Here is a 19,497-nt window from a genome sequence, read left to right on the forward strand (position 1 = left end):
GCTAAGCCGGCAATGGTAACGACGTGCAGCGCGGCGGTCTCGTGGGGCAGGCAAGGTATTTAAGCACGAATCGGCAGGGGCAGGCGCAAAACGCGATCCCCGGCGATGACCCAGCGCTGCTCGGTCGGGAATGCGGGTCGGTCCATCAGGCCGGTAAAGCGCCCGAAGGCGGGCAGCACCAGGTGACCCGCGCCGAGCAAAAACGCCGGCAGCCGCACGCGTTCATGGCCGGCGTGGACGGCCACGCCCGGGTGCAGGTGGCCGGAAATCCCCGGACAGGCCCGGTCCGGCTGCCACTCGTGGACCAGGGCCAGGCCGTCAAGGTCCAGCAATTGCCCGTGATCGACGATCTCCCACTGCGCCAGCCAGGCGCTGAGCGCGCGGTCGTGGTTGCCCTGCACCAGTCCAACGCTCAGCGCCGGATGCTGCGCTCGCCAGGCGCCGATTTCCATCGGCCACAGGTCGCCGGGCCGGGGCGGGGCGTGGACCAGGTCGCCGAGGATGATCAGGCGCGTCGCACCCGTGTTTTCAACCAGCGCGCCGAGACGGCGAAGATCGTCGCTGACAACCCCCGCCGGAACCGCCAGGCCCTGCTGCCGGAACACCTGGTCCTTGCCCAGGTGCACGTCGGCCACCAGCAGGGTTTTGCGCTCAGGCCAGAACAGGGCGCGCTCGCAGCGCAGCTCCAGGCGATGGCCGGCCAGTTCGATCCAGGCGCTCACGGCGACCGCCGCCTCAGCCGGGCGCGGCGCCGGCGAGCGATATCGGCGCGCCGGTCGCCGCCGCGCCGCGCTCCAGCCTGGCCAGCATCCGTTCCACCCGGGCCTGAAAATCCTCGGTCGACAGCTGGCCGCGCAGGCGGTCGGCCCACAGCGGGAAGGCCAGCGGACTCAGCCGCTCGGTCGGGCAGATCAGGATCGCCTGGCGCTCGATTCGGGCCAGGGTGGCGCGCAGCCGGGTCAGTTCCATCTCGGCTTCCAGCACCTCGGTTCGGGCCTGGGCCAGCAGCAGGTTGTCGGGATCGTGCTCGCTCAGCATGTCGAACATCAACCCGCTGGAGGCCTGCAGCTGGCGGGCGCGTTTCTGGCGGCCGGGGTAGCCCTGGAAGACCAGCCCGGCCACCCGGGCGATGTCGCGGAAACGGTGGCGGGCCATCTCTGCGGCGTTGAGGCTGGCGACGATGTCGTCGGCCAGATGCTCCGGCGACAGCCAGGCGCGCAGGCGCGTCGGGTCAAGGGCGACCGGGCGATCGCTGACCAGCTCGATGCCGTAATCGTTGACGGTCATGGAAAAGCTGCGCGGCTCGGCGCGCGCGATGCGCCAGGCCAGCAGCGCGGCCAGGCCCTCGTGCACCAGGCGCCCGGCAAACGGGAACAGATACAGGTGGGCGCCTTCGCGGCTGGTCGTCTGCTCGACCACAAGCCGGTCCGGGCCCGGCAGCGCCGACTGGCGGGCCTGGCGGGTTAGCAGCGGCAGCAGCGGCGTAAGCTCGTCAGCCATCGCCTGGCCGTCGCCCGCCGCGGCCAGCAGCTCGAGCATGGCATCGGCCAGCAGCGTCGACAACGGCAGGCGCCCGCCGGCCCAGCGCGGCACCGCCGGACGGCCTGTCTTGCCCAGGCGCACGTAAGCCACCAGGTCGCGAATCCGCTCCAGCCGCAACAGCCGCCCGGCAAACAGAAAGTGATCGCCGGGCTGCAAACGGGTGAGGAAGCGCTCCTCGATCTGGCCCAGCGAGCCACCCTTGACGAAGCGCACCTGGAGGTGGCCGTCGGCGCTGATTGTGCCGACCGACATCCGGTGCATGGCCGCGATACGCCGGTCGCTGACCCGGTAGAGCCCGTCTTGCTCGACCACGCGCTGGAAACCGGGGTAAGCCTGCAGCGCCGGACCGCCGCGAGTGATGAAGTCCAGCAGCCAGCCCCAGCGCTCGCGGTCCAGGTCGGCGTAGGCGTGGGTATCGCGCAGTTCCCGATACATGGCCTCGGCCCGGAAGCCGCCGCCCAGGGCGCAGCTGACCAGGTGCTGGGCGGCCACGTCCAGGCTGCCGGCCAGGGGCCGGCGCGCCTCGACCCGGCGCTGTTGGACCTGGCGTCGGGCCGCGGCGATCTCCAGGACTTCCAGGGCGTGGGTGGGCACGCACAGCAGGCGGCTGGGCTGACCCGGCCGGTGGCCGGAGCGCCCGGCGCGCTGGATCAGGCGGGCGATGCCCTTGGGGCTGCCGACCTGGATGACCTGGTCGACCGGCGAGAAGTCCACGCCCAGATCCAGGCTCGATGTGGCCACGACGCAGCGCAGCCGCCCGTCGCGCAGCAGGGTCTCGGTCTCCAGGCGCTGCTTGCGGTCGATGGAACCATGGTGCAGCCGCACCTGCTCCGGCCAAGGCACCACCGACTCGATCGCCCTGAACCACAGCTCGGCCTGCGAGCGGGTGTTGGTGAACAGCAGGGTCGAATCAGCCCGGTCCAGCGCCTGCAGCACGCCGGGCAGCTGGTGCAGGCCGGATCGCCCGGCCTGGGGAAAGCGCTCCAGGGTCTGGGGCAGCAGCGTGTCGATCTCGATCCGGCGCTCGACGTCGCCGGCGATGCACTGACCCTGACCGGCCGGCCCCAGCAGCACCGCCATCGCCTCATCGACGTTGCCCAGGGTGGCCGACAGGCCCCAGCTGCGAAGCCCCGGGTTGAGCGCGCGCAGCCGGGCCAGGGCCAGCTCCAGCAACACGCCGCGCTTGGAGCCCAGCAGCTCGTGCCATTCGTCGACGATCACCGCGCGCAGGCGCCCCAGCCGGCGGGCGCTGTCGGCATACGACAGCATCAGCGACAGCGACTCCGGCGTCGTCACCAGGGCCGGCGGCGGCTGCCTGTTCAGGCGCGCCCGTTCGGCGCTGCCGGTGTCGCCGGTGCGCAGGGCCACCGACCAGTCCAGGCCCAGATCGGCGAGCGCGCGGTTCAGGCTGGCGGCGGTGTCGACGGCCAGCGCGCGCAGCGGCGTAATCCACAGGTAGCTTAACGCCGCCGGCGGGCTGTCCATGGCCTCCAGCAGCGGCCCGCCCCAGGCGGCCAGGGTCTTGCCCGACCCGGTCGGGGCGTGAATCAGCCCGGACTGGCCCTGGGTATACGCCGCCCAGGCCCGGCGCTGGTAGTCGAACACCGGCCAGCCGCGCTCGGCAAACAGGGTCTCGAGTCGGCGCATCGGCTCAGGCCGGTTCATGTTCGAGCAGGCGCTGCAGATCGGCCAGCGAATCGGCGTCGGCCACCGACAGGTCCTCGCGCCAGCGGTGAATGCGCGGAAAGCGCAGGGCGATGCCGGACTTGTGGCGGCGCGAGGCGGCAATGCCTTCAAAAGCCAGCTCGAAGACGTGCACCGGCTCGACCGAGCGCACCGGGCCGAAGCGCTCGCGGGTGTGGCTGCGGATCCAGCGGTCCAGACGATCGATCTCGGCCTGGCTCAGACCGGAGTAGGCCTTGGCCACCGGGACCAGTGCCTCGCCGTCGTGGACGGCAAAGGTATAGTCGGTGAAAAGCCCCGAGCGCCGGCCGTGTCCGGGCTGGGCGTAGATCAGCACGCCGTCGAAGGTGTAGGGCTCGACCTTCCATTTCCACCAGTCGCCTCTTTTGCGCCCGACCCGGTAAGGCGAGTCCAGATGCTTGAGCATCAGGCCTTCGACCCCGCGCTCGCGCGCGCTAGCCCGCAGCGCCGGCAGCTCGGCCCAGTCCTGGAAGTCGATCGCGCCGGAGCGCCGCAGGTCTGGCGCCGCCGCCAGGGCGAGATCGAGCTGCCGCAGCCGCATGGCCAGCGGCTGCGTGCGAATATCCTGGCCATCCGACTCCAGGCAGTCGTAGGCCAGGAAGGCCACCGGCGCGTCGGCCAGCGTTTTCGGCCCCGGCTTCTTGCGCCCGATGCGCCGCTGCAGGAGGGCAAACGGCAGCGGCTTGTCGGCGCGCCAGGCCATGATCTCGCCGTCGAGCACGCAGCCGTCGGGCAGTTGCTCGGCGGCGGCCTCAATCTCGGGAAAGCGTCCGTTCATCAGCTCCTCGCCGCGCGACCAGACGTAGGTTTGCCCGGCCCGCCGGATCAGCTGCGCCCGGATGCCGTCCCACTTCCACTCGGCCTGCCAGGCGCCCGGTTCGCCCAGCGTCTCCGGCTCGTCTTCCAGCGGCGCGGCCAGGAAGAAGGGGTAGGGCACGGCCGGATCGATGTCGTCGTCGGATTGCGGCGCGACCAGCCCGCCAAAGAAGCTGGCGGTTGGCTGCCATCGACCCATCAGGCGGTGCGCGATCAGGCTGGAGTCGACGCCGGCGACCTCGGCCAGGGCGCGCGTGACCAGGCGTTTCGACACGCCGACGCGAAAACCGCCGGTCAGCAGCTTGTTGAACAGGAAGCGCTCGCTGCCGTCCAGGCGCCGCCACATCTCGAGCACGGCCCGACGGCGCTGGTCGTCGTCGGCCGCGCGCAGGGCCAGCAGGTGATCGTTGACCATGCTTGCCAGACCCGGCGCCGGGCTGCCGGTATCGGCGGGCGGCAGCAGCAGGTGCAGGGTCTCGGCCAGGTCACCGACGTGCTCGTAGCTGTCCTCGACCAGCCACAGCGGCAGGCCGCTGGCGGCTGCGGCCCACTCGCGCAGCTCGCGCGTATTGACCAGGCGCTTGATCCGTCGGCCGGTCAGAAAGCTCACCGCCCAGGCCGCGTCGCCCGGGTCGGCGCTGCGGAAGTAGTCGATCAGGGCCTCGATCTTGGCGTTGGTGGCCGTGGTTCGGTCGAGGCGGTCGAACAGCCGGGCAAAGGTTTTCATGCCGGCCGGTCCGCCTGCAGGCTGGCGCGCAGGTTCCAGCAATCGGCCGCCAGGCCGGACTCGCGCAAGTGGCCGGCCAGCGCCTCGCCGCTGCCGTGGATAGTGATGACCCGGCCGGCGCGCATGTCCTGGGCGGTCTCGACCAGGGCCGGCCAGTCGGCGTGGTCCGACAGCACGAAGCCGCGGTCGTAGCCACGCCGCCGGCGGTGGCCGCGGATGCGCATCCAGCCGGAGACGAAGCCGGCCGAGTGCTTGGGAAAGCGCCGCATCCAGGGGCTGCCGGCGGCCGAGGGCGGGGCCATGACCAGGTCGCCGGCAAAGCGGTAGCCCTTGTCGGCTTCGCTGACCGGGCGCGTTGCGATCATCTTGATGCCCTGCCGGCGGTAGACCTCAGTCAGTGGCTGCATGGCGCCGTGCAGCCACGCCGGTCCGGTGGCCCGGGTATCAAGCTCGGCCAGCACGCGCTGGGCCTTGCCGAGGGCGTAGCAGAACAGCACCGCCGGCCGGCCGGCCTCGCGGCAGCCCTGCCACCACTCGAGGATGTCGTCGATTACCTCGGCGGTGGGCGGCCAGCGGTAGACCGGCAGGCCGAAGGTGCATTCGCTCAGCCAGACGTCGCAGGCAAACGGCTCGAAGCCGGCGCAGGTGGGATCGGGCGCGCGCTTGAAGTCGCCGGAAACGCCCCAGGTGCCGGCTTCGCTCTCGATCCGGACCGTGGCCGAGCCGAGGATATGGCCGGCCGGAAACAGGGTCACCCGGGTCTGGCCCAGCGCGAACGGCTGGGCGTAGTCCACGGCCGTGAAGTTGCCGCTCGCGCCGACCCGGTGGGCCAGTACCGGCAGGCCTTCGCGCGCAGCGAAATACGCCCCGGCGCCGGAACGCGCGTGATCGGCGTGGGCGTGGGTGATGACGGCTCGCGGGACCGGCCGCAGGGGGTCGATCCAGAAGTCGCCGGCCGCGCAGTACAGGCCGCCGGCATCGGGCTGCAGCAAGTCTTGGCTCATCCGCTAAAGCTTGCCTGATCATCGGTGAACCGATGGGCAACTACCCCGATCCGCCGCAATGGATCTATCCAGTGGCCATCGAGCCGGATACCTTCGAACCCGCAGCGCTGGAGGATATTCAGCAGGCTTCGCGGGTTATGCGCCGCCGCGATCGTCAATCGGGCCAGCTGCCTGCGCGCTGGCGGCAGGCCAGGGCACCGTCGTTGCAACAGAGCCCGGGCGCTGGCTCGACCGGTTCCTGAGCCGCCTCAGGCCGCGCGCGCCGACCGGGCCGTGGCCACGCCGATGCTGTGCAGCAGACTCTTTGCGGCTTCGCGTCCTTCGAACACGGCCGTGACCACCAGGTCCGAGCCGCGCACCATGTCGCCGCCGGCGAAGATGCGCGGGTGCGAGGTCTGGAACTCGGTCCGGCCACTGCCGCCGCCGACTTTCAGGCGGCCGTCCTCGTGGGTTTCCACGCCGGCTGCGAGCAGCCACTCGGGCGGGTCGGGGCGGAAGCCGAAGGCGATGATGACCGCATCGGCCGGCAGCACCTCTTCGCTGCCTGGAATGGGTTCGGGCCGGCGGCGGCCGCGCGCGTCCGGCTCGCCGAGCCGGGTGCGAACCACGCGCACGCCTTCCACGGCGTCTTCGCCGAGAATCTCGACCGGCTGGCGGTTGAACAGGAATTCCACCCCTTCCTCGCGCGCGTTCTTGACCTCGCGCCGGCTGCCGGGCATGTTTTCCTCGTCGCGGCGGTAGGCGCAGGTGACCGAGTGGGCGCCCTGGCGGATGCTGGTGCGCACGCAGTCCATGGCCGTGTCACCGCCGCCGAGCACGACCACGCGCTTGCCGCTTAAATTGCGGTAGGGGAATTGCGAGACCGGTTCTTTGAGGACGCGGTTGACGTTGCCGATCAGAAACGGCAGGGATTCAACGACGCCATCGAGGTCTTCGCCCGGCAGGTTGCCGCGCACGTAGCGATAAGTACCCATGCCGGCAAACACCGCGTCGTAGTCTTCCAGCAGCTGCTCGAGCGTGTGGTCGCGGCCGATGTCCACGCCCAGGTGGAACTGCACGCCCATGCCCTCCATCAGCTCGCGCCGGGTCTCGATGACCTGCTTGTCGAGCTTGAACGGCGGAATGCCGTAGGTCAAAAGACCACCGATGCGCGGATAGCGATCGAACACGTGGGCCTCGACGCCGTGGCGAACCAGGATGTCGGCCGCGCCCAGCCCGGCCGGGCCGGCGCCGATGACGGCCACGCGCTTGCCCGTGGCCTCGACGTGGCTCATGTCCGGACGCCAGCCCTGGCGCACGGCCTCGTCGGTGATGTATTTCTCGATCGAGCCGATGGTGACCGCACCAAGCCCGTCGTTTAAGGTACAGGCGCCCTCGCACAGGCGGTCCTGCGGACAGATGCGGCCGCAGATCTCGGGCAGCGAGTTGGTCTGGTGGGAGAGTTCGGCGGCCTCGAACAGGCGGCCCTGCTTGACCAGGCGCAGCCAGTCGGGAATGAAGTTGTGGACCGGGCACTCCCATTCGCAGTAGGGGTTGCCGCAGTTGATGCAGCGCGCCGACTGGTCGGCCGCGCCTTCGGCCTCGTAGCCGCCGTAGATTTCTTCCCAGTTGCGCACGCGGATCGGAATCGACAGGACTTCCGGATCGCGGCGCGGGGATTCAAGAAAATGCAGGTGGCTCGGATTGCTCATACTTAATTCCTTACTAAAACCGCGGATGAACGCAGATCAACGCGGATGGCGCCGGAGTGCACGCCAGTGTCACTGCTATAAATCGCGGCATCCTGCCCGGCCAAGCGCCGCAGAATAAGCCGCCCCAGAATCCATCTGCGTTGATCCGCGTTCATCTGCGGTTTTTTTGTGTCATTCATCAGGCGGCCTCGCGCAGGGCGGTGATCAGGGTGTCGAGATCCGCGGCCTTGGGCTTGACCAGCCAGAACTTCGGCAGGATACGGCGGAAGCCGTCGAGGATTTCGGCGGCTTTGCGGCTGCCGGTCAGCTCCAGGTGGCGCTGGATCAGGCCGCGCAGGTGGTGAACGTGGTTTTCCATCACATCGGGCGCGATGTGGTGGATGTCGATGAGTTCATGGTTGTAGCGATCGACGAACTGGCGCTCGCCGTCGAGCACGTAGGCGAAGCCGCCGGTCATGCCGGCGCCGAAATTGATGCCGGTGCGGCCCAGCACGACCACGGCGCCGCCGGTCATGTACTCGCAGCAGTGGTCGCCGGCGCCTTCGATGACCGCCACGGCGCCGGAATTGCGCACCGCAAATCGTTCACCGGCCATGCCGGCGGCAAACAGCTCGCCGCCGGTCGCCCCGTACAGGCAGGTATTGCCCATGATCGGCGTGGTGGCGGCCTCGTAGCGGATGTTTTCCGGCGGCCGCAGGATCAGCCGCCCCCCGGCCATGCCCTTGCCGACGTAGTCGTTGGCCTCGCCGGTCAAATCCAGGTACAGGCCGCCGGCGTTAAAGGCCCCGAAGCTTTGTCCGGCGGTGCCGGTCAGCCGCAGTTCAATCGGGCGTTCGTCCATGCCGCGATCGCCCCAGCGCCGGGCGATGTCGCCGGACAGGCGGGTGCCGATGGAGCGGTCGGAGTTGCGCACGGCGTAGCGGAAGGTCCCGCCGTCGCCTTGCTCGACCGCCTCGGCGGTGTCCTCGCGAATACGCTGGGCGAGCACGCCCTGGTCGTGGGGCGGGTTGCGTTCGACCATGCACTGGCGATCGGCGTCCGGCGCCAGCCCGGTGGTGGCCAGCAAGGGCGCCAGGTCGAGCTTGTTCTGGCGCACGGTCAGACCCTCGATGCGCTCCAGGTATTCGGTGCGCCCGATGATGTCTTCCAGGCGCTTGACGCCGAGCCCGGCCAGGATCTCGCGCACCTCGCGGGTCACGAACTTGAAGTAGTGCATGACCATTTCCGGCAGCCCGATGAAGTGCTTGCTGCGCAGCGTCTCGTTCTGGGTGGCGACCCCGGTGGCGCAGTTGTTGAGGTGGCAGATGCGCAGGTACTTGCAGCCCAGCGCAATCATCGGGGCGGTCCCGAAGCCGAAGCTTTCGGCGCCCAGTATGGCGGCCTTGACCACGTCCAGCCCGGTTTTCAGGCCGCCGTCGGCCTGCAGCCGGACGCGATCGCGCAGGTCGTTTTCCATCAGCACCTGGCGCACTTCGCTGATGCCCAGTTCCCACGGCGCGCCGGCATACTTCACCGAGGTCAGCGGCGAGGCGCCGGTGCCGCCGTCGTAGCCCGACACCGTGATCAGGTCGGCGTAGGCCTTGACCACGCCGGCGGCAATCGTGCCGATGCCCGGCTCGGCGACCAGCTTGACCGAGATCAGCGCCCTGGGATTGACCTGCTTCAAGTCGTAGATCAGCTGGGCGAGGTCCTCGATCGAGTAGATGTCGTGGTGCGGCGGTGGCGAAATCAGCCCCACCCCGGGCGAGGCATAGCGCAGCCGGGCGATCAGCTCGTTGACCTTGTGCCCGGGCAGTTGCCCACCCTCGCCGGGCTTGGCACCCTGGGCGATCTTGATCTGGATGACCTCGGCGTTGACCAGGTATTCCGGCGTAACGCCGAATCGCCCCGAGGCGACCTGCTTGATCTTCGAGGTCTTCTCGGTGCCGTAGCGCAGCGGATCCTCGCCGCCTTCGCCCGAGTTCGAGCGCCCGCCGAGACGGTTCATGGCGATCGCCAGGGCCTCGTGGGCTTCCGGCGACAGCGCGCCCAGCGACATGCCGGCCGAGTCGAAGCGCTTGAAGAAGTTCTCTTCGGGCTCGACTTCGTCGATATCGATCGGCTCGTGCGGCGAGGTCAGCTGCAGCAGGTCGCGCAGGAAAGCCGGCTCGCGCTCGTTGACCAGGCGGGCGAAATCCTGATAGAGCGCGTAGCTGCCGCGCTGGACCGCGGCCTGCAGGGTCTTGACGACGTCGGGGTTGTAGGCGTGGTATTCGCCGCCGTGGACGTAGCGATATAGACCGCCATGTTCGATCGGCACGCGCGGCTCCCAGGCCCAGCGGGCCAGGGCTTTCTGGTCGGCGTGCAGGTCGCCGAAGTCGGCGCCCTGGACGCGGCTGACTGCGGACGGGAAACACAGATCGATGACTTCATCGGCCAGCCCGACGATCTCGAACAGCTGCGCGCCGCGGTAGGCACCGATGGTGGAAATCCCCATCTTCGACAGGATCTTGAACAAGCCCTTGCGGATGCCCCGGCGATAGGCCCGGCCCAGCTCCAGCGAGCGGTGACGAGTCTCGTCGAGTTCGCCCGTGTTCACCATGGCCAGCAGGGTCTGGTAGACCAGGTAGGGGTAGACCGCCGTTGCACCGAAGCCGATCAGCGCGGCAAAGTGGTGCGGGTCGCGGGCCGTGCCGGTTTCCACGACGAGGCTGCACAGCGGTCGCTGGCCGGTCTCGACCAGGTGGTGGTGGATCGCGCTGGTGGCCAGCAGGGCGTGCACCGGCAGATGGTCCTCCTTGAGATAGCGATCCGAAATCAAAAGGATCAGCTTGCCGTCGGCGACTTCGCGCTCGGCCTGCTCGCACATTGCGCTGATGGCTTCGCTCAGCGGCTGATCGGCCGGCACGTTCAGGTCGATAAAAGCCGACGGCATGCCCAGCTGGGGCGCGTGGATCAGCTGCCTGAGCTTGCGCTGGCTCAGCACCGGCGAGTTCAGTACCACCCGCTCGGCCAGTTCTGGGCCGGGCGTGAAAACGTTGCCCTTGCGGCCGATGCCGGTTTCCAGCGACATGACGATGCGCTCGCGCAAGGAATCGATGGGCGGATTGGTGACCTGGGCGAACTGCTGGCGGAAGCAGTCGTAGAGGGGGCGAACGCGCGTGGAGAGCACCGGCATCGGAGTGTCGTCGCCCATCGAGCCGACCGCTTCGGCCTGAGTCTGGGCCAGCACCTGGATGACCTCGCGGCGCTCCTCGCGCGAGAGGTTGAACATTTTCTGATAGGTCGCCAGGGTGTCGTCGTCGAACGGCTCGGCGGCCATGTGAACGTCGATCAGCTCCGAATCGAGGTACTGAATGCCGGAGTTCAGCCAGTCCTGCCAGGGCTGGGCGGATTTGAGCTCATCGTCGACGTCGCCGCTTTCCAGCAGCTTGCCCTCGTCAAGGTCGGCGACCAGGATCTGGCCGGGACCCAAACGTCCGCGGCGCAGCACGTGCTCGGGCTCGATGTCCACGACCCCGGTCTCGGACGCGACGATCAGCTTGTGGTCGTCGGTCAGCGTCCAGCGCGCTGGCCGCAGACCGTTGCGATCCAGAGCGCAGACGGCAAAGCGACCGTCGCACATGACCAGTCCGGCGGGGCCGTCCCAGGCCTCCTGGTGGAAGCTGAAGACCTCGTAGAAGGCGCGCAGGTCGGCGTCGAGGTTGTCGGCCGTCTGCCAGGCCGGCGGCACCAGGATGCGCACCGCCTGCGGCAGCGGCATGCCGCCGATCATCAGCAGTTCGAGCATGTTGTCCAGCGAGCTGGAGTCCGAGCCGTGCATGGCCACCGGCGGATCGATGTCGGCCAGTTCCGGCAGCAGCGGCGAGGCCAGCAGCGCCCGGCGGGCGCGGGTCCAGTTGCGGTTGCCGCGGATGGTGTTGATCTCGCCGTTGTGGGCCAGCAGGCGAAACGGCTGGGCCAGCTCCCAGCGCGGCAGGGTGTTGGTCGAGAAGCGCTGGTGGAACACCACCGCCGAGGCCTTCATCAGCGGATGTCGCAGGTCCGGGTAGAACGCCGAGAGGTACTCCGGCATCACCATGCCCTTGTACGACAGGGTCTGGCTTGACAGGCTGGCGACGTAAAAGCGCTCGTTTTTCGGCGTGGCCAGCTCGCAGCGCCGTCGGGCCAGGTACAGGCGGCGCTCGAAATCGTCCGCTTCCATGTCCCTGGGCGCGTTGACGAAGATCTGCTCGATTCGTGGCAGGGTGCGCAGCGCTGGCTCGCCGCAGGCGTCCGGTTCGGTTGGTACAGGGCGCCAGCCTGCGGTCATGAGCCCCGTGGCGATGAGTTCTTCTTCGAGCCGCTGCCGCTGTCTGTCGGCGCCGTCGTCGGGGTCAAGAAAGAGGGTTCCGACGGCAAACCGCGAGCCGACTTCAATCCCGGCCGCTTCGGCTGCGTGGGCCAGAAATTCGGCCGGCTTTCGGATCAGCACGCCGCAGCCGTCGCCGGTCTTGCCGTCGGGCGCGACCGCGCCGCGGTGGGTCAGGCGGTTCAGGGCCGCCAGGGCATCGTCGACGACCTCGCGGCTGGGCTGCCGATCGAGTCGTGCGACGAGGCCGAACCCGCAGGAATCCCGCTCGAAATCCGGGTGATGCAGTGTCCTTGGTGCAGTTTTCGAAGGCATGGCCGGGTATGCTCGGGGACGGGCGAAAAAGTACTCTACTCTATCAAGTCTTGATGCAGTGCGAAAAGCCGCCGGGCCGGTTGAGGTGTCCGGACAAATTCATGAGCCATGAACGTAGAACAGGATTTCCCCAATGTCAAAACGCAAGAAACGGCCGGTAACGGCTTCGGAAACGCCTCGGAAGCGGGTGCGCTTCCAACCCGACTGGTCCCTCGTCGGCCTGGCTGCCGGCGGCATGCTGGTTACCGGCTACCTCACGCTCGCACGCTCGATGAGCGCCTCGCCGCTGTTGTGCGGCGAGGGCAGCAGCTGTGAACTGGTTCAGCAAAGCCACTGGTCGGTGCTGCTGGGCCTGCCGGTATCGCTGTGGGGTTTTGGCCTGTACGCGCTGATCGCGCTCATCGCCGGGCTGGGCCGACCGCGCCTGAAGCGCTGGCGGCGGCTGTGGCTGCTGGCCTTTTTCGGCACCGTGTTCAGCGTTTACCTGACCCTGGCCGGCTGGCTTGCGCTACAGGCCTTTTGCTTGTGGTGTCTGGTCTCTCTGGGGATCATCGGCGCGATCTTCATGGTGCTGTCGCTGCGGCGGCCGGAATCGGCACCGGGCATGCCCTGGGCCGGGTTTCTGGCCGGGCAGGGCGCCATGGTAGGGGTGATGCTGGTTCTGCTTCACGCGCTTTATGCCGGCTGGTTCCAGGCGCCCGAGGATCCGCGCCTGCGCGCCCTGGCCGAGCACCTTGAGCGCACCGGCGCGGTCTATTACGGCGCATCCTGGTGCCCCAGCTGCCAGCAGCAGAGTCAGCGCTTCGGCCAGTCTGCCGACCGTTTGCCGTACGTCGAGTGCTCGCCCCAGGGGCGCGGCGGCGGCGTGGCCTTCGAGTGCGTATCGAACGACATCACCAGCTACCCGACCTGGGTGATCGGCAACCGCCGCTTCGAGCAGCTGCTGGAGCCGGAGGAGCTGGCCCGGCGTTCGCGCTTTGACTGGGACGGGTGGCGTGAGGAGACACAAGCCGGCGGCGGCGGGTAAACTGAGCCGCCTTTTTAGCGCCACCTTAAATATTTTCACGGAGATCGCAATGATTCGATTCCTGCTGTTGAGCCTGCTGCCGCTTGCAGTGGTCGCCCAGACGCCCTACGAGCCGGTCGCCGAGGCCGAACTGCCCGGACTCAACTACGAGCCGTCGATCTACCCGCAGGAGGCCGATCATGATCCCGCCATTCCCGGACCGGCTGAGCGTCTTGGATTCCCGGTCGGCCAGCGCACGGCCACTTCGGCCCAGATCGAGGCCTACGCGCGCCGCCTGGCCGAGGCCTCCGAGCGCGTCGAGCTGGTCGAATACGGGCGCAGCTTCGAGGGCCGGCCGCTGGTGTACCTGGTCATTTCCAGCCCCGGTAACCTGGCGCGGACCGAGGCCATCCAGGACGGCATGGCCCGGCTGGCCGATCCGCGCGGTCTGGAATCTTCAGAGCGCGAGCGCCTGATCTCGGATCTGCCGGCCGTGGCCTGGCTGGGATATTCCATCCACGGCAACGAAAGCTCGGGCTCCGATTCGGCCGTGGCGGTGATGTACCACCTGGCCGCGGATCGATCCGATGCGACTGAAGCGCTGCTCGACGAGCTGGTCGTGATCGTTGATCCGAACATGAACCCGGATGGGCGCGAGCGCTTCATGAACGCGCTCGACCAGCACCGCGGTCTGCACCCCGACGTCGACGACCAGTCGCTGCTCCACACCGGCTACTGGCCCTATGGCCGCGGCAACCATTACCTTTTCGACCTCAACCGCGACTGGATTTATGCCCGCCTGCCCGAAACCCGGGGTCGTATTCCGCACGTGCTGCGCTGGCGGCCGCTCTTGTTCGTCGACGCCCACGAAATGGGCGCCCAGGACACCTACATGTTCTCGCCGGCGCGCGAGCCGCACAACCCGCACCTGCCGCCGTATCGCCGCTCCATGGGCCAGGTCTTTGCCGACGGCAAGGCCCGGGCCTTCGATCGCTTCGCTTATCCGTACTACACCGGTGAATGGCACGAGGATTTCTACCCCGGCTACACCGATGCCTGGGCGAGCCTGCGCGGTGCCCTGGGCGTGCTGTACGAGCAGGCGCGGCTGGCCGAAGACGGCGTTCAGCGCGATACCCACCTGATCAGCTACCGCCAGTCGGTCCACCACCAGGTCATGGCGAGCCTGGCCGACCTTGAGACCCTCCAGCGCGAGCGGGCCTCAATGTTTGGACAGTTCGTGAGCGACAGGACCCGCGTGGTGTCCCCGCGCGGGCCCTACGGCAACCGCAGCTTCGTCATCCTGCCGAGCGAGAACCGGGGCCGCATGAACGACCTGCTCGATCTGCTGGCCGTGCAGCAGTTCGAGGTCCACCGCCTGACCCGCGAGGTACGCGTGGCGCGGGCCAGCGATCAGCTGGGTCGTGAACTGAGTGGCCAGACCCTGCCGGAAGGCAGCCTGGTGCTGCGCAATCGTCAGCCCGACGGCCGCCTGCTGGCGGCCATGTTCGAGTTCGACCCGCAAATGTCGACCAGCGCCCTGACCACCGAGCGGGAGCGCGTTCTGCGCGAAGGTCGCAGCACCATCTACGACACCACCGGCTGGAATATCAGCATGATGTTCGGGCTCGAGGCGCTGACGGTGCCGCAACATCTGGAGGCCCACCTGGAACGGGTGGATCCGGCGGCCGAGCGCTCGACGCCGGCGACACCGGACGCCGATAACGCGCTGGCCCTGGTCGCCTCGGGTGCCGACGATCGGGCCAACGCGCTCGCCGGCCGCCTGCTGCAGCGCGGACTGGCGGTGCGCGCGGCACGAACGGCCTCCGAACTCGACGGCATCGAGCTGCCGATCGGCTCGATCGCCGTCACCCGGAACGACAACCGCGATCGCGCTGACTGGGTCGGCGAGGTCACGGCGGTCGCCGCCGACCTGGGGCTGGAAGTCCAGGCTGTCGGCCACGGTCGGGCGCCGGGCGAGCTGGCCGACCTGGGCGGGCGCGAGTGGCGGGTACTGGAACAGCCGCGGGTGGCCCTGCTGGCGCGCGGCAGCAACAACATGCTCGATTTCGGCGCCGTCTGGTACCTGCTCGATCATCGTCTGGGTCTGCGCCACAGCCACCTGGACGAAGACCGCGCCGCGGTCATGGACCTGCGCCGCTATAACGTCATCTACCTGCCCGAGCGCTGGACCTGGGGCGGCGGCGGCCCGCCCTCGCCGGCGCTGATCGAGCGCCTGGACGACTGGGTCCGAGCCGGCGGCACCCTGATCGCCTCGGGCAACGCCGCCCGCGCGCTGACCGCCGGCGACGAGCCCATGGTGCGGGTAAGAACCCTGGAGCAGGTCATCGGCGAGGACCTGGAACCTTATCAGGACGGCCTTTACCGCGAGTGGCTGGCCGACCACCAGCCGCTGCCGGAACAGGTTTGGGGCCATGCTGCGCAAACCCAGCCCATGCCCTGGGCCGACACGCCGGCCCTGCCGGCAGCCGAAGAGCGCGAGCGGCGCGATCAGTGGCTGCGTCAGTTCATGCCCTCCGGCGCGCTGGTCGCGAACCGGGCGGACACCGGCCACTGGCTCAACGCCGGCGGTCATGACTACCTGACCGCGCTGTTTTCCAGCTCGCCGGTGCTGATGGCGCATGCGCCGGTGGAAACGCCGCTGCGGGTCGGGGTCTACACCCCGGCCGAAGAAAGCGAAGCCGGACTGCTGGGCTGGGCGCCGGTGCCGGCGGGGCAGGAGCTGCGCGTGCGCGCCGGCGGCCTGCTGTGGCCGGAAGCGCGCGAGCGCATCGCCTCGGCCGCCTGGGTCACGCGCGAGAGCGTGGGCGCCGGCCAGGTGATCCTGTTCGCCCACGCGCCTGCGTTCCGCGGCGCCCAGCTGGGCGCGATGCGGGTGCTGGAAAACGCGATCATCCTGGGGCCCGGCATGGGCTCGAGTCAGCCGATCGAGTTGCCCTGATGCGTTTCGGTACTTCTGTGTTGATGGTTGGTCTGCTGGCCCTGAGTGCCGTTGTGCTGTGGCGCAGTGGTCAGCAGGGGGTTACTGCGACCGACATCAGTCCCGAGCACGAGCTGGTGTTCTTCTCGGCGCCTTGGTGCGGGTACTGCGATCGGGCGCGAGCCTGGTTCGACGACCAGCGCATCGACTACCTGGAAATCGACATCGAAAGCTCGACCGACGCCAACCGTTTGTGGCGCGATGCCGGCGGTCGCGGCGTGCCGCTGGTACTGGTGGGCGATGAACGTATCGCCGGCTACTCCATCGACGCCTATCAACGCGCCTTGCAAAGCGGCCTTTGAGTAGAAAAAGGGTGGGCGCTCAGGCGGTTTTTCCGTCCACACCGAGCCGCTTGTGCATGATCGGCGACGTCGTCGTGTACTGCAGGAACTGGCGCTGGTCCGGATGCAGGTGTTTCTGCACGGCGAACGCCGCCAGGGCGGCTTCGTGGAAGCCGGACAGGATGAGTTTTTTCTTGCCCGGATAGGTATTGATGTCGCCGATGGCGAACACCCCTTCGATCGAGGTCTGGAATTTCTCGGTGTCGACCTGAATCTGCTTTTTCTCCAGATCCAGCGACCAGTCGGCGATGGGGCCGAGGTCCGGGGCCAGGCCCCAGAAAACCAGGATTTCCTCGCCCTTGATCACCTGCTTGTTTTTCTCCAGGTCCATGATTTCCAGGCCCTGGAGCGTACCCCCTTCGGAGGTGACCTGCATGATCAGGCCCTGGTGTTCGCGCACCTTGCCGGCCTCGGCCAAGGCCTTGACTTTGGCTACGGTGGCCGGTGCGCCGCGGTATTCGGGGCGGCGGTGGATCAGGTCGATCGACTCGGTGATGTCGGCCAGGTCCACGGTCCAGTCCAGGGCCGAGTCGCCGCCACCCAGGATCAACAGGCGCTTGCCGCGGAAACGCTCGCGATCGGTCACCTTGTAGTGCACCAGGCCCGGATCGATGGCGTCCAGTCCCTTGGCCCTGAGTCGGCGCGGCAAAAACGAACCCAGGCCGGCGGCGATGATGACGGTGCCGGCATCGAACGCCGTGCCGGCCGTGGTGACCACGGTAAAGCGACCGTCATCGCGCTTTTCGAAGCGCTGCACCTGCTGCTTGAGGTGAATGCCGGGACTGAACGGTTCGATCTGCTCCATCAGCCGGTCGATCAGTTCCTGGGCGCCGACCACCGGATAGGCTGGAATGTCGTAGATCGGTTTTTCCGGATACAGCTCGGAGCACTGGCCCCCGACCTGTGGCAGGCTGTCGACCAGCTCGGCCTTGAGATCCAGCAAGCCCAGCTCGAAGACCTGGAACAGGCCGACGGGGCCTGCGCCGATGATCACGGCATCGGTTTGGATTGGCATTGACGTACCTTGTGGTTCATGCAGTGGGAAGCAGAAAAAGGTAGCACAGTCGTTGTTTTTTTGGGGTTTAAGGTTTCGGGGTTCAGGTTTCAGGTGATTCACTGCAAAATAGGGGTTCCGGCACAATTAGGTTCCCGCGATTCTGGCGCTGGCAGTGATCGTCATTCCTGAACCCTGAACCCTGAACCCCTAAAACTCAATGTCCGATCGCCCAAAAATCAAGCTCCATCCCGAATGGCGGGACGCCCTGGCCGGCGAATTCGAGCAGGACTACATGCGCGATCTCAAGGCTTTTTTGCTGGCGCGCAAGCAGGCCGGGGCGGTGATCTATCCGCCGGGGCCCGAGATCTTCAACGCGCTGGACTCCACGCCGCTGTCCGAGGTCAAGGTGGTGATCCTGGGCCAGGACCCTTACCACGGCCCCGGCCAGGCCCACGGCCTGTGCTTTTCGGTGCGCGAGGGCGTGCCGCCGCCGCCGTCGCTGGTCAATATCTTTCGCGAGTTGCGCTCCGACCTTGGCCTGGCAATCCCGAATCACGGTCACCTGCAGTCCTGGGCGGAGCAGGGCGTGCTGTTGCTCAACGCCGTGCTGAGCGTCGAACGCGGTCAGGCCGGCGCCCACCAGGGCCAGGGCTGGGAGCGCTTCACCGATGCGGTCGTGGCCACGGTCAACCAGCGCTGCGAGCACGTCGTGTTTCTGCTCTGGGGCGCCCAGGCCCAGCGCAAGGGATCGGCCATCGACACCCGCCGGCACCTCGTGCTCAAAGCCCCGCATCCCTCGCCGCTGTCGGCCCACCGCGGTTTCCTGGGCTGCCGGCATTTTTCGCAGGCCAACGCCTGGCTGGCCGGGCACGGGATCGAGCCGGTGGACTGGGCCCTGCCGTGACGAGTTCGCGGGCTACACTGGACTGATGGACGAGTCGCTGCTCAAACGCATCCGGGTGGTGCTGGTCGGGACCACCCATCCCGGCAACATCGGCTCGACCGCGCGGGCGATGAAGGTCATGGGCCTGTCGCGCCTGGTGCTGGTCGAGCCGCGGACCTTTCCGTCCGGCGAGGCCACGGCGCTGGCCTCGAACGCCGACGATGTGCTGGCCGCAGCCACCGTCGTTAATACTTTCACCGACGCCATCGCCGGCTGCGCTCTGGTGCTGGGCTGCTCGGGCCGCCCGCGCGCCTTGCCGATGCCGACGCTGGATGCGCGCGCCGCCGCGGCCCGGGCGCTGGCCGAAGCCGGTCGCCACGAGGTGGCCGTGGTCTTCGGGCGCGAGAAGACCGGGCTGCACGACGTTGAAATCCGCGCCTGCCACTACCTGGTCTCGATCCCGACCAGTGCGACCTACGATTCGCTCAACCTGGCCCAGGCGGTGCAGGTGATCTGCTACGAGATCCGCCAGGCGATGCTCGGCGATCTGCCCGGCGAGGTCGCCCCAGCTGACTGGACGCCCGAGCCGCCCGAGCGCCTGGAGCTGTTCTTCCAGCGCCTCGAGCAGGCCCTGCTGGAGATCCAGTTCCTCAACCCGGCCCAGCCCAAGCGCCTGATGCAGCGCCTGCGCAGGCTTTATCTGCGCGCCCGACCGGACGAGAACGAGCTCAATATCCTGAACGGCATCGTGTCGGCCACCCTGGAGACCGCCCGTGGCGAGCGCAAGCCAAAGGGTTGAGGACCATTCCCAGGAAGAGCGCTTCCGGCGTATCTGGGAGGTCGTCGAAGGCATCCCCGAAGGCTGCGTGCTCAACTACGGCGAGGTCGCGCGCCTGGCCGGCCTGCCGGGGCGGGCGCGCCTGGTCGGTCGGGCGCTGGCGCGGGCGCCGAAGAAGCGCGCCTTGCCCTGGCACCGCGTGGTCAACGCGCAAGGCAGGATCAGCTTTGCGGCCGACAGCGTTCGCGGGCAGCGGCAGCGCCGGCTACTGGAAGATGAGGGGGTGGAGTTCGACGGTGAGGTCATCGACCTGGAGCGGTTCAGCCCGGAGCGCGCCATCGACCGGCTGCTGTGGGGGCCATGAG

General features: G+C 68.3%; 14 protein-coding genes. 7 read left to right on the forward strand and 7 right to left on the reverse strand.

Going from position 1 to position 19,497, the window contains the following annotated elements; genetic code table 11:
• Positions 1 to 59 precede the first annotated feature (59 nt).
• From pdeM to G3I74_RS12440, 4 genes are read right to left on the reverse strand one after another with little or no spacing between them, the layout of a single operon-like run.
• Positions 60 to 722, reverse strand: coding sequence for a ligase-associated DNA damage response endonuclease PdeM (gene pdeM, locus G3I74_RS12425; RefSeq protein ID WP_164211929.1), 663 nt, complete (start codon positions 720 to 722; stop codon positions 60 to 62).
• Between the two features lie 13 nt (positions 723 to 735).
• On the reverse strand, positions 736 to 3,207 hold the full coding sequence (locus G3I74_RS12430; RefSeq protein ID WP_164211930.1) for a ligase-associated DNA damage response DEXH box helicase: 2,472 nt from the start codon (positions 3,205 to 3,207) through the stop codon (positions 736 to 738).
• Entirely contained in the window at positions 3,194 to 4,789 is a 1,596-nt protein-coding gene (locus G3I74_RS12435; RefSeq protein WP_164211931.1) for an ATP-dependent DNA ligase, read from the reverse strand. Before G3I74_RS12435 ends, G3I74_RS12430 begins: the two co-directional genes overlap by 14 nt.
• Complete coding sequence (locus G3I74_RS12440; protein ID WP_164211932.1) at positions 4,786 to 5,793, reverse strand: ligase-associated DNA damage response exonuclease; 1,008 nt, start codon at positions 5,791 to 5,793, stop codon at positions 4,786 to 4,788. Before G3I74_RS12440 ends, G3I74_RS12435 begins: the two co-directional genes overlap by 4 nt.
• A 32-nt stretch (positions 5,794 to 5,825) precedes the next feature.
• Here G3I74_RS12440 and G3I74_RS12445 point away from each other — a divergent pair, with 32 nt between their 5' ends.
• Positions 5,826 to 6,035, forward strand: a complete 210-nt coding sequence (locus tag G3I74_RS12445; protein ID WP_164211933.1) for a hypothetical protein — start codon at positions 5,826 to 5,828, stop codon at positions 6,033 to 6,035.
• Positions 6,036 to 6,041: 6 nt separating this feature from the next.
• On the opposite strand, the gene G3I74_RS12450 is transcribed toward G3I74_RS12445, so the two are convergent.
• Positions 6,042 to 7,484 (reverse strand): FAD-dependent oxidoreductase, encoded by a 1,443-nt coding sequence (locus tag G3I74_RS12450; protein ID WP_164211934.1) that lies wholly within the window; start codon positions 7,482 to 7,484, stop codon positions 6,042 to 6,044.
• Between the two features lie 178 nt (positions 7,485 to 7,662).
• On the reverse strand, positions 7,663 to 12,129 hold the full coding sequence (gene gltB, locus G3I74_RS12455; protein ID WP_164211935.1) for a glutamate synthase large subunit: 4,467 nt from the start codon (positions 12,127 to 12,129) through the stop codon (positions 7,663 to 7,665).
• Positions 12,130 to 12,262: 133 nt separating this feature from the next.
• On the opposite strand from gltB, the gene G3I74_RS12460 reads away from it, so the two are divergent.
• From G3I74_RS12460 to G3I74_RS12470, 3 genes are read left to right on the forward strand one after another with little or no spacing between them, the layout of a single operon-like run.
• Positions 12,263 to 13,156, forward strand: a complete 894-nt coding sequence (locus tag G3I74_RS12460) for a vitamin K epoxide reductase family protein (RefSeq protein WP_164211936.1) — start codon at positions 12,263 to 12,265, stop codon at positions 13,154 to 13,156.
• Positions 13,157 to 13,205: 49 nt separating this feature from the next.
• Complete coding sequence (locus tag G3I74_RS12465; protein ID WP_164211937.1) at positions 13,206 to 16,094, forward strand: M14 family zinc carboxypeptidase; 2,889 nt, start codon at positions 13,206 to 13,208, stop codon at positions 16,092 to 16,094.
• Entirely contained in the window at positions 16,094 to 16,435 is a 342-nt protein-coding gene (locus tag G3I74_RS12470) for a glutaredoxin family protein (protein ID WP_164211938.1), read from the forward strand. The genes G3I74_RS12465 and G3I74_RS12470 overlap by 1 nt, the downstream gene beginning before the upstream one ends.
• Positions 16,436 to 16,454: 19 nt before the next feature.
• Here G3I74_RS12470 and G3I74_RS12475 read toward each other — a convergent pair whose 3' ends face one another.
• Complete coding sequence (locus G3I74_RS12475; RefSeq protein ID WP_164211939.1) at positions 16,455 to 17,489, reverse strand: NAD(P)/FAD-dependent oxidoreductase; 1,035 nt, start codon at positions 17,487 to 17,489, stop codon at positions 16,455 to 16,457.
• Positions 17,490 to 17,688: 199 nt separating this feature from the next.
• On the opposite strand from G3I74_RS12475, the gene ung reads away from it, so the two are divergent.
• From ung to G3I74_RS12490, 3 genes are read left to right on the forward strand one after another with little or no spacing between them, the layout of a single operon-like run.
• A complete protein-coding gene (gene ung / locus G3I74_RS12480; RefSeq protein ID WP_164211940.1) occupies positions 17,689 to 18,375 on the forward strand; it encodes a uracil-DNA glycosylase in 687 nt (228 codons plus the stop codon).
• Positions 18,376 to 18,400: 25 nt separating this feature from the next.
• A complete protein-coding gene (locus tag G3I74_RS12485; protein WP_203594729.1) occupies positions 18,401 to 19,153 on the forward strand; it encodes an RNA methyltransferase in 753 nt (250 codons plus the stop codon).
• Positions 19,128 to 19,496 carry an MGMT family protein gene (locus tag G3I74_RS12490; RefSeq protein ID WP_164211941.1) on the forward strand — a complete coding sequence of 123 codons (369 nt, stop codon included), beginning with the start codon at positions 19,128 to 19,130 and terminating at the stop codon, positions 19,494 to 19,496. The genes G3I74_RS12485 and G3I74_RS12490 overlap by 26 nt, the downstream gene beginning before the upstream one ends.
• The last annotated feature ends 1 nt before the right edge of the window (position 19,497 follow it).

This window comes from Wenzhouxiangella limi, from assembly GCF_010499265.1.
Lineage (GTDB): Bacteria > Pseudomonadota > Gammaproteobacteria > Xanthomonadales > Wenzhouxiangellaceae > Wenzhouxiangella > Wenzhouxiangella limi.

Coding starts and splice junctions, on each gene's coding strand:
- G3I74_RS12430 (WP_164211930.1), bottom strand. CDS start 3,207: ATGAACCGGCCTGAGCCGATGCGCCGACTCGAGACCCTGTTTGCCGAG.
- G3I74_RS12435 (WP_164211931.1), bottom strand. CDS start 4,789: ATGAAAACCTTTGCCCGGCTGTTCGACCGCCTCGACCGAACCACGGCC.
- G3I74_RS12440 (WP_164211932.1), bottom strand. CDS start 5,793: ATGAGCCAAGACTTGCTGCAGCCCGATGCCGGCGGCCTGTACTGCGCG.
- G3I74_RS12445 (WP_164211933.1), top strand. CDS start 5,826: ATGGGCAACTACCCCGATCCGCCGCAATGGATCTATCCAGTGGCCATC.
- G3I74_RS12450 (WP_164211934.1), bottom strand. CDS start 7,484: ATGAGCAATCCGAGCCACCTGCATTTTCTTGAATCCCCGCGCCGCGAT.
- gltB (WP_164211935.1), bottom strand. CDS start 12,129: ATGCCTTCGAAAACTGCACCAAGGACACTGCATCACCCGGATTTCGAG.
- G3I74_RS12460 (WP_164211936.1), top strand. CDS start 12,263: ATGTCAAAACGCAAGAAACGGCCGGTAACGGCTTCGGAAACGCCTCGG.
- G3I74_RS12465 (WP_164211937.1), top strand. CDS start 13,206: ATGATTCGATTCCTGCTGTTGAGCCTGCTGCCGCTTGCAGTGGTCGCC.
- G3I74_RS12470 (WP_164211938.1), top strand. CDS start 16,094: ATGCGTTTCGGTACTTCTGTGTTGATGGTTGGTCTGCTGGCCCTGAGT.
- G3I74_RS12475 (WP_164211939.1), bottom strand. CDS start 17,489: ATGCCAATCCAAACCGATGCCGTGATCATCGGCGCAGGCCCCGTCGGC.
- ung (WP_164211940.1), top strand. CDS start 17,689: ATGTCCGATCGCCCAAAAATCAAGCTCCATCCCGAATGGCGGGACGCC.
- G3I74_RS12485 (WP_203594729.1), top strand. CDS start 18,401: ATGGACGAGTCGCTGCTCAAACGCATCCGGGTGGTGCTGGTCGGGACC.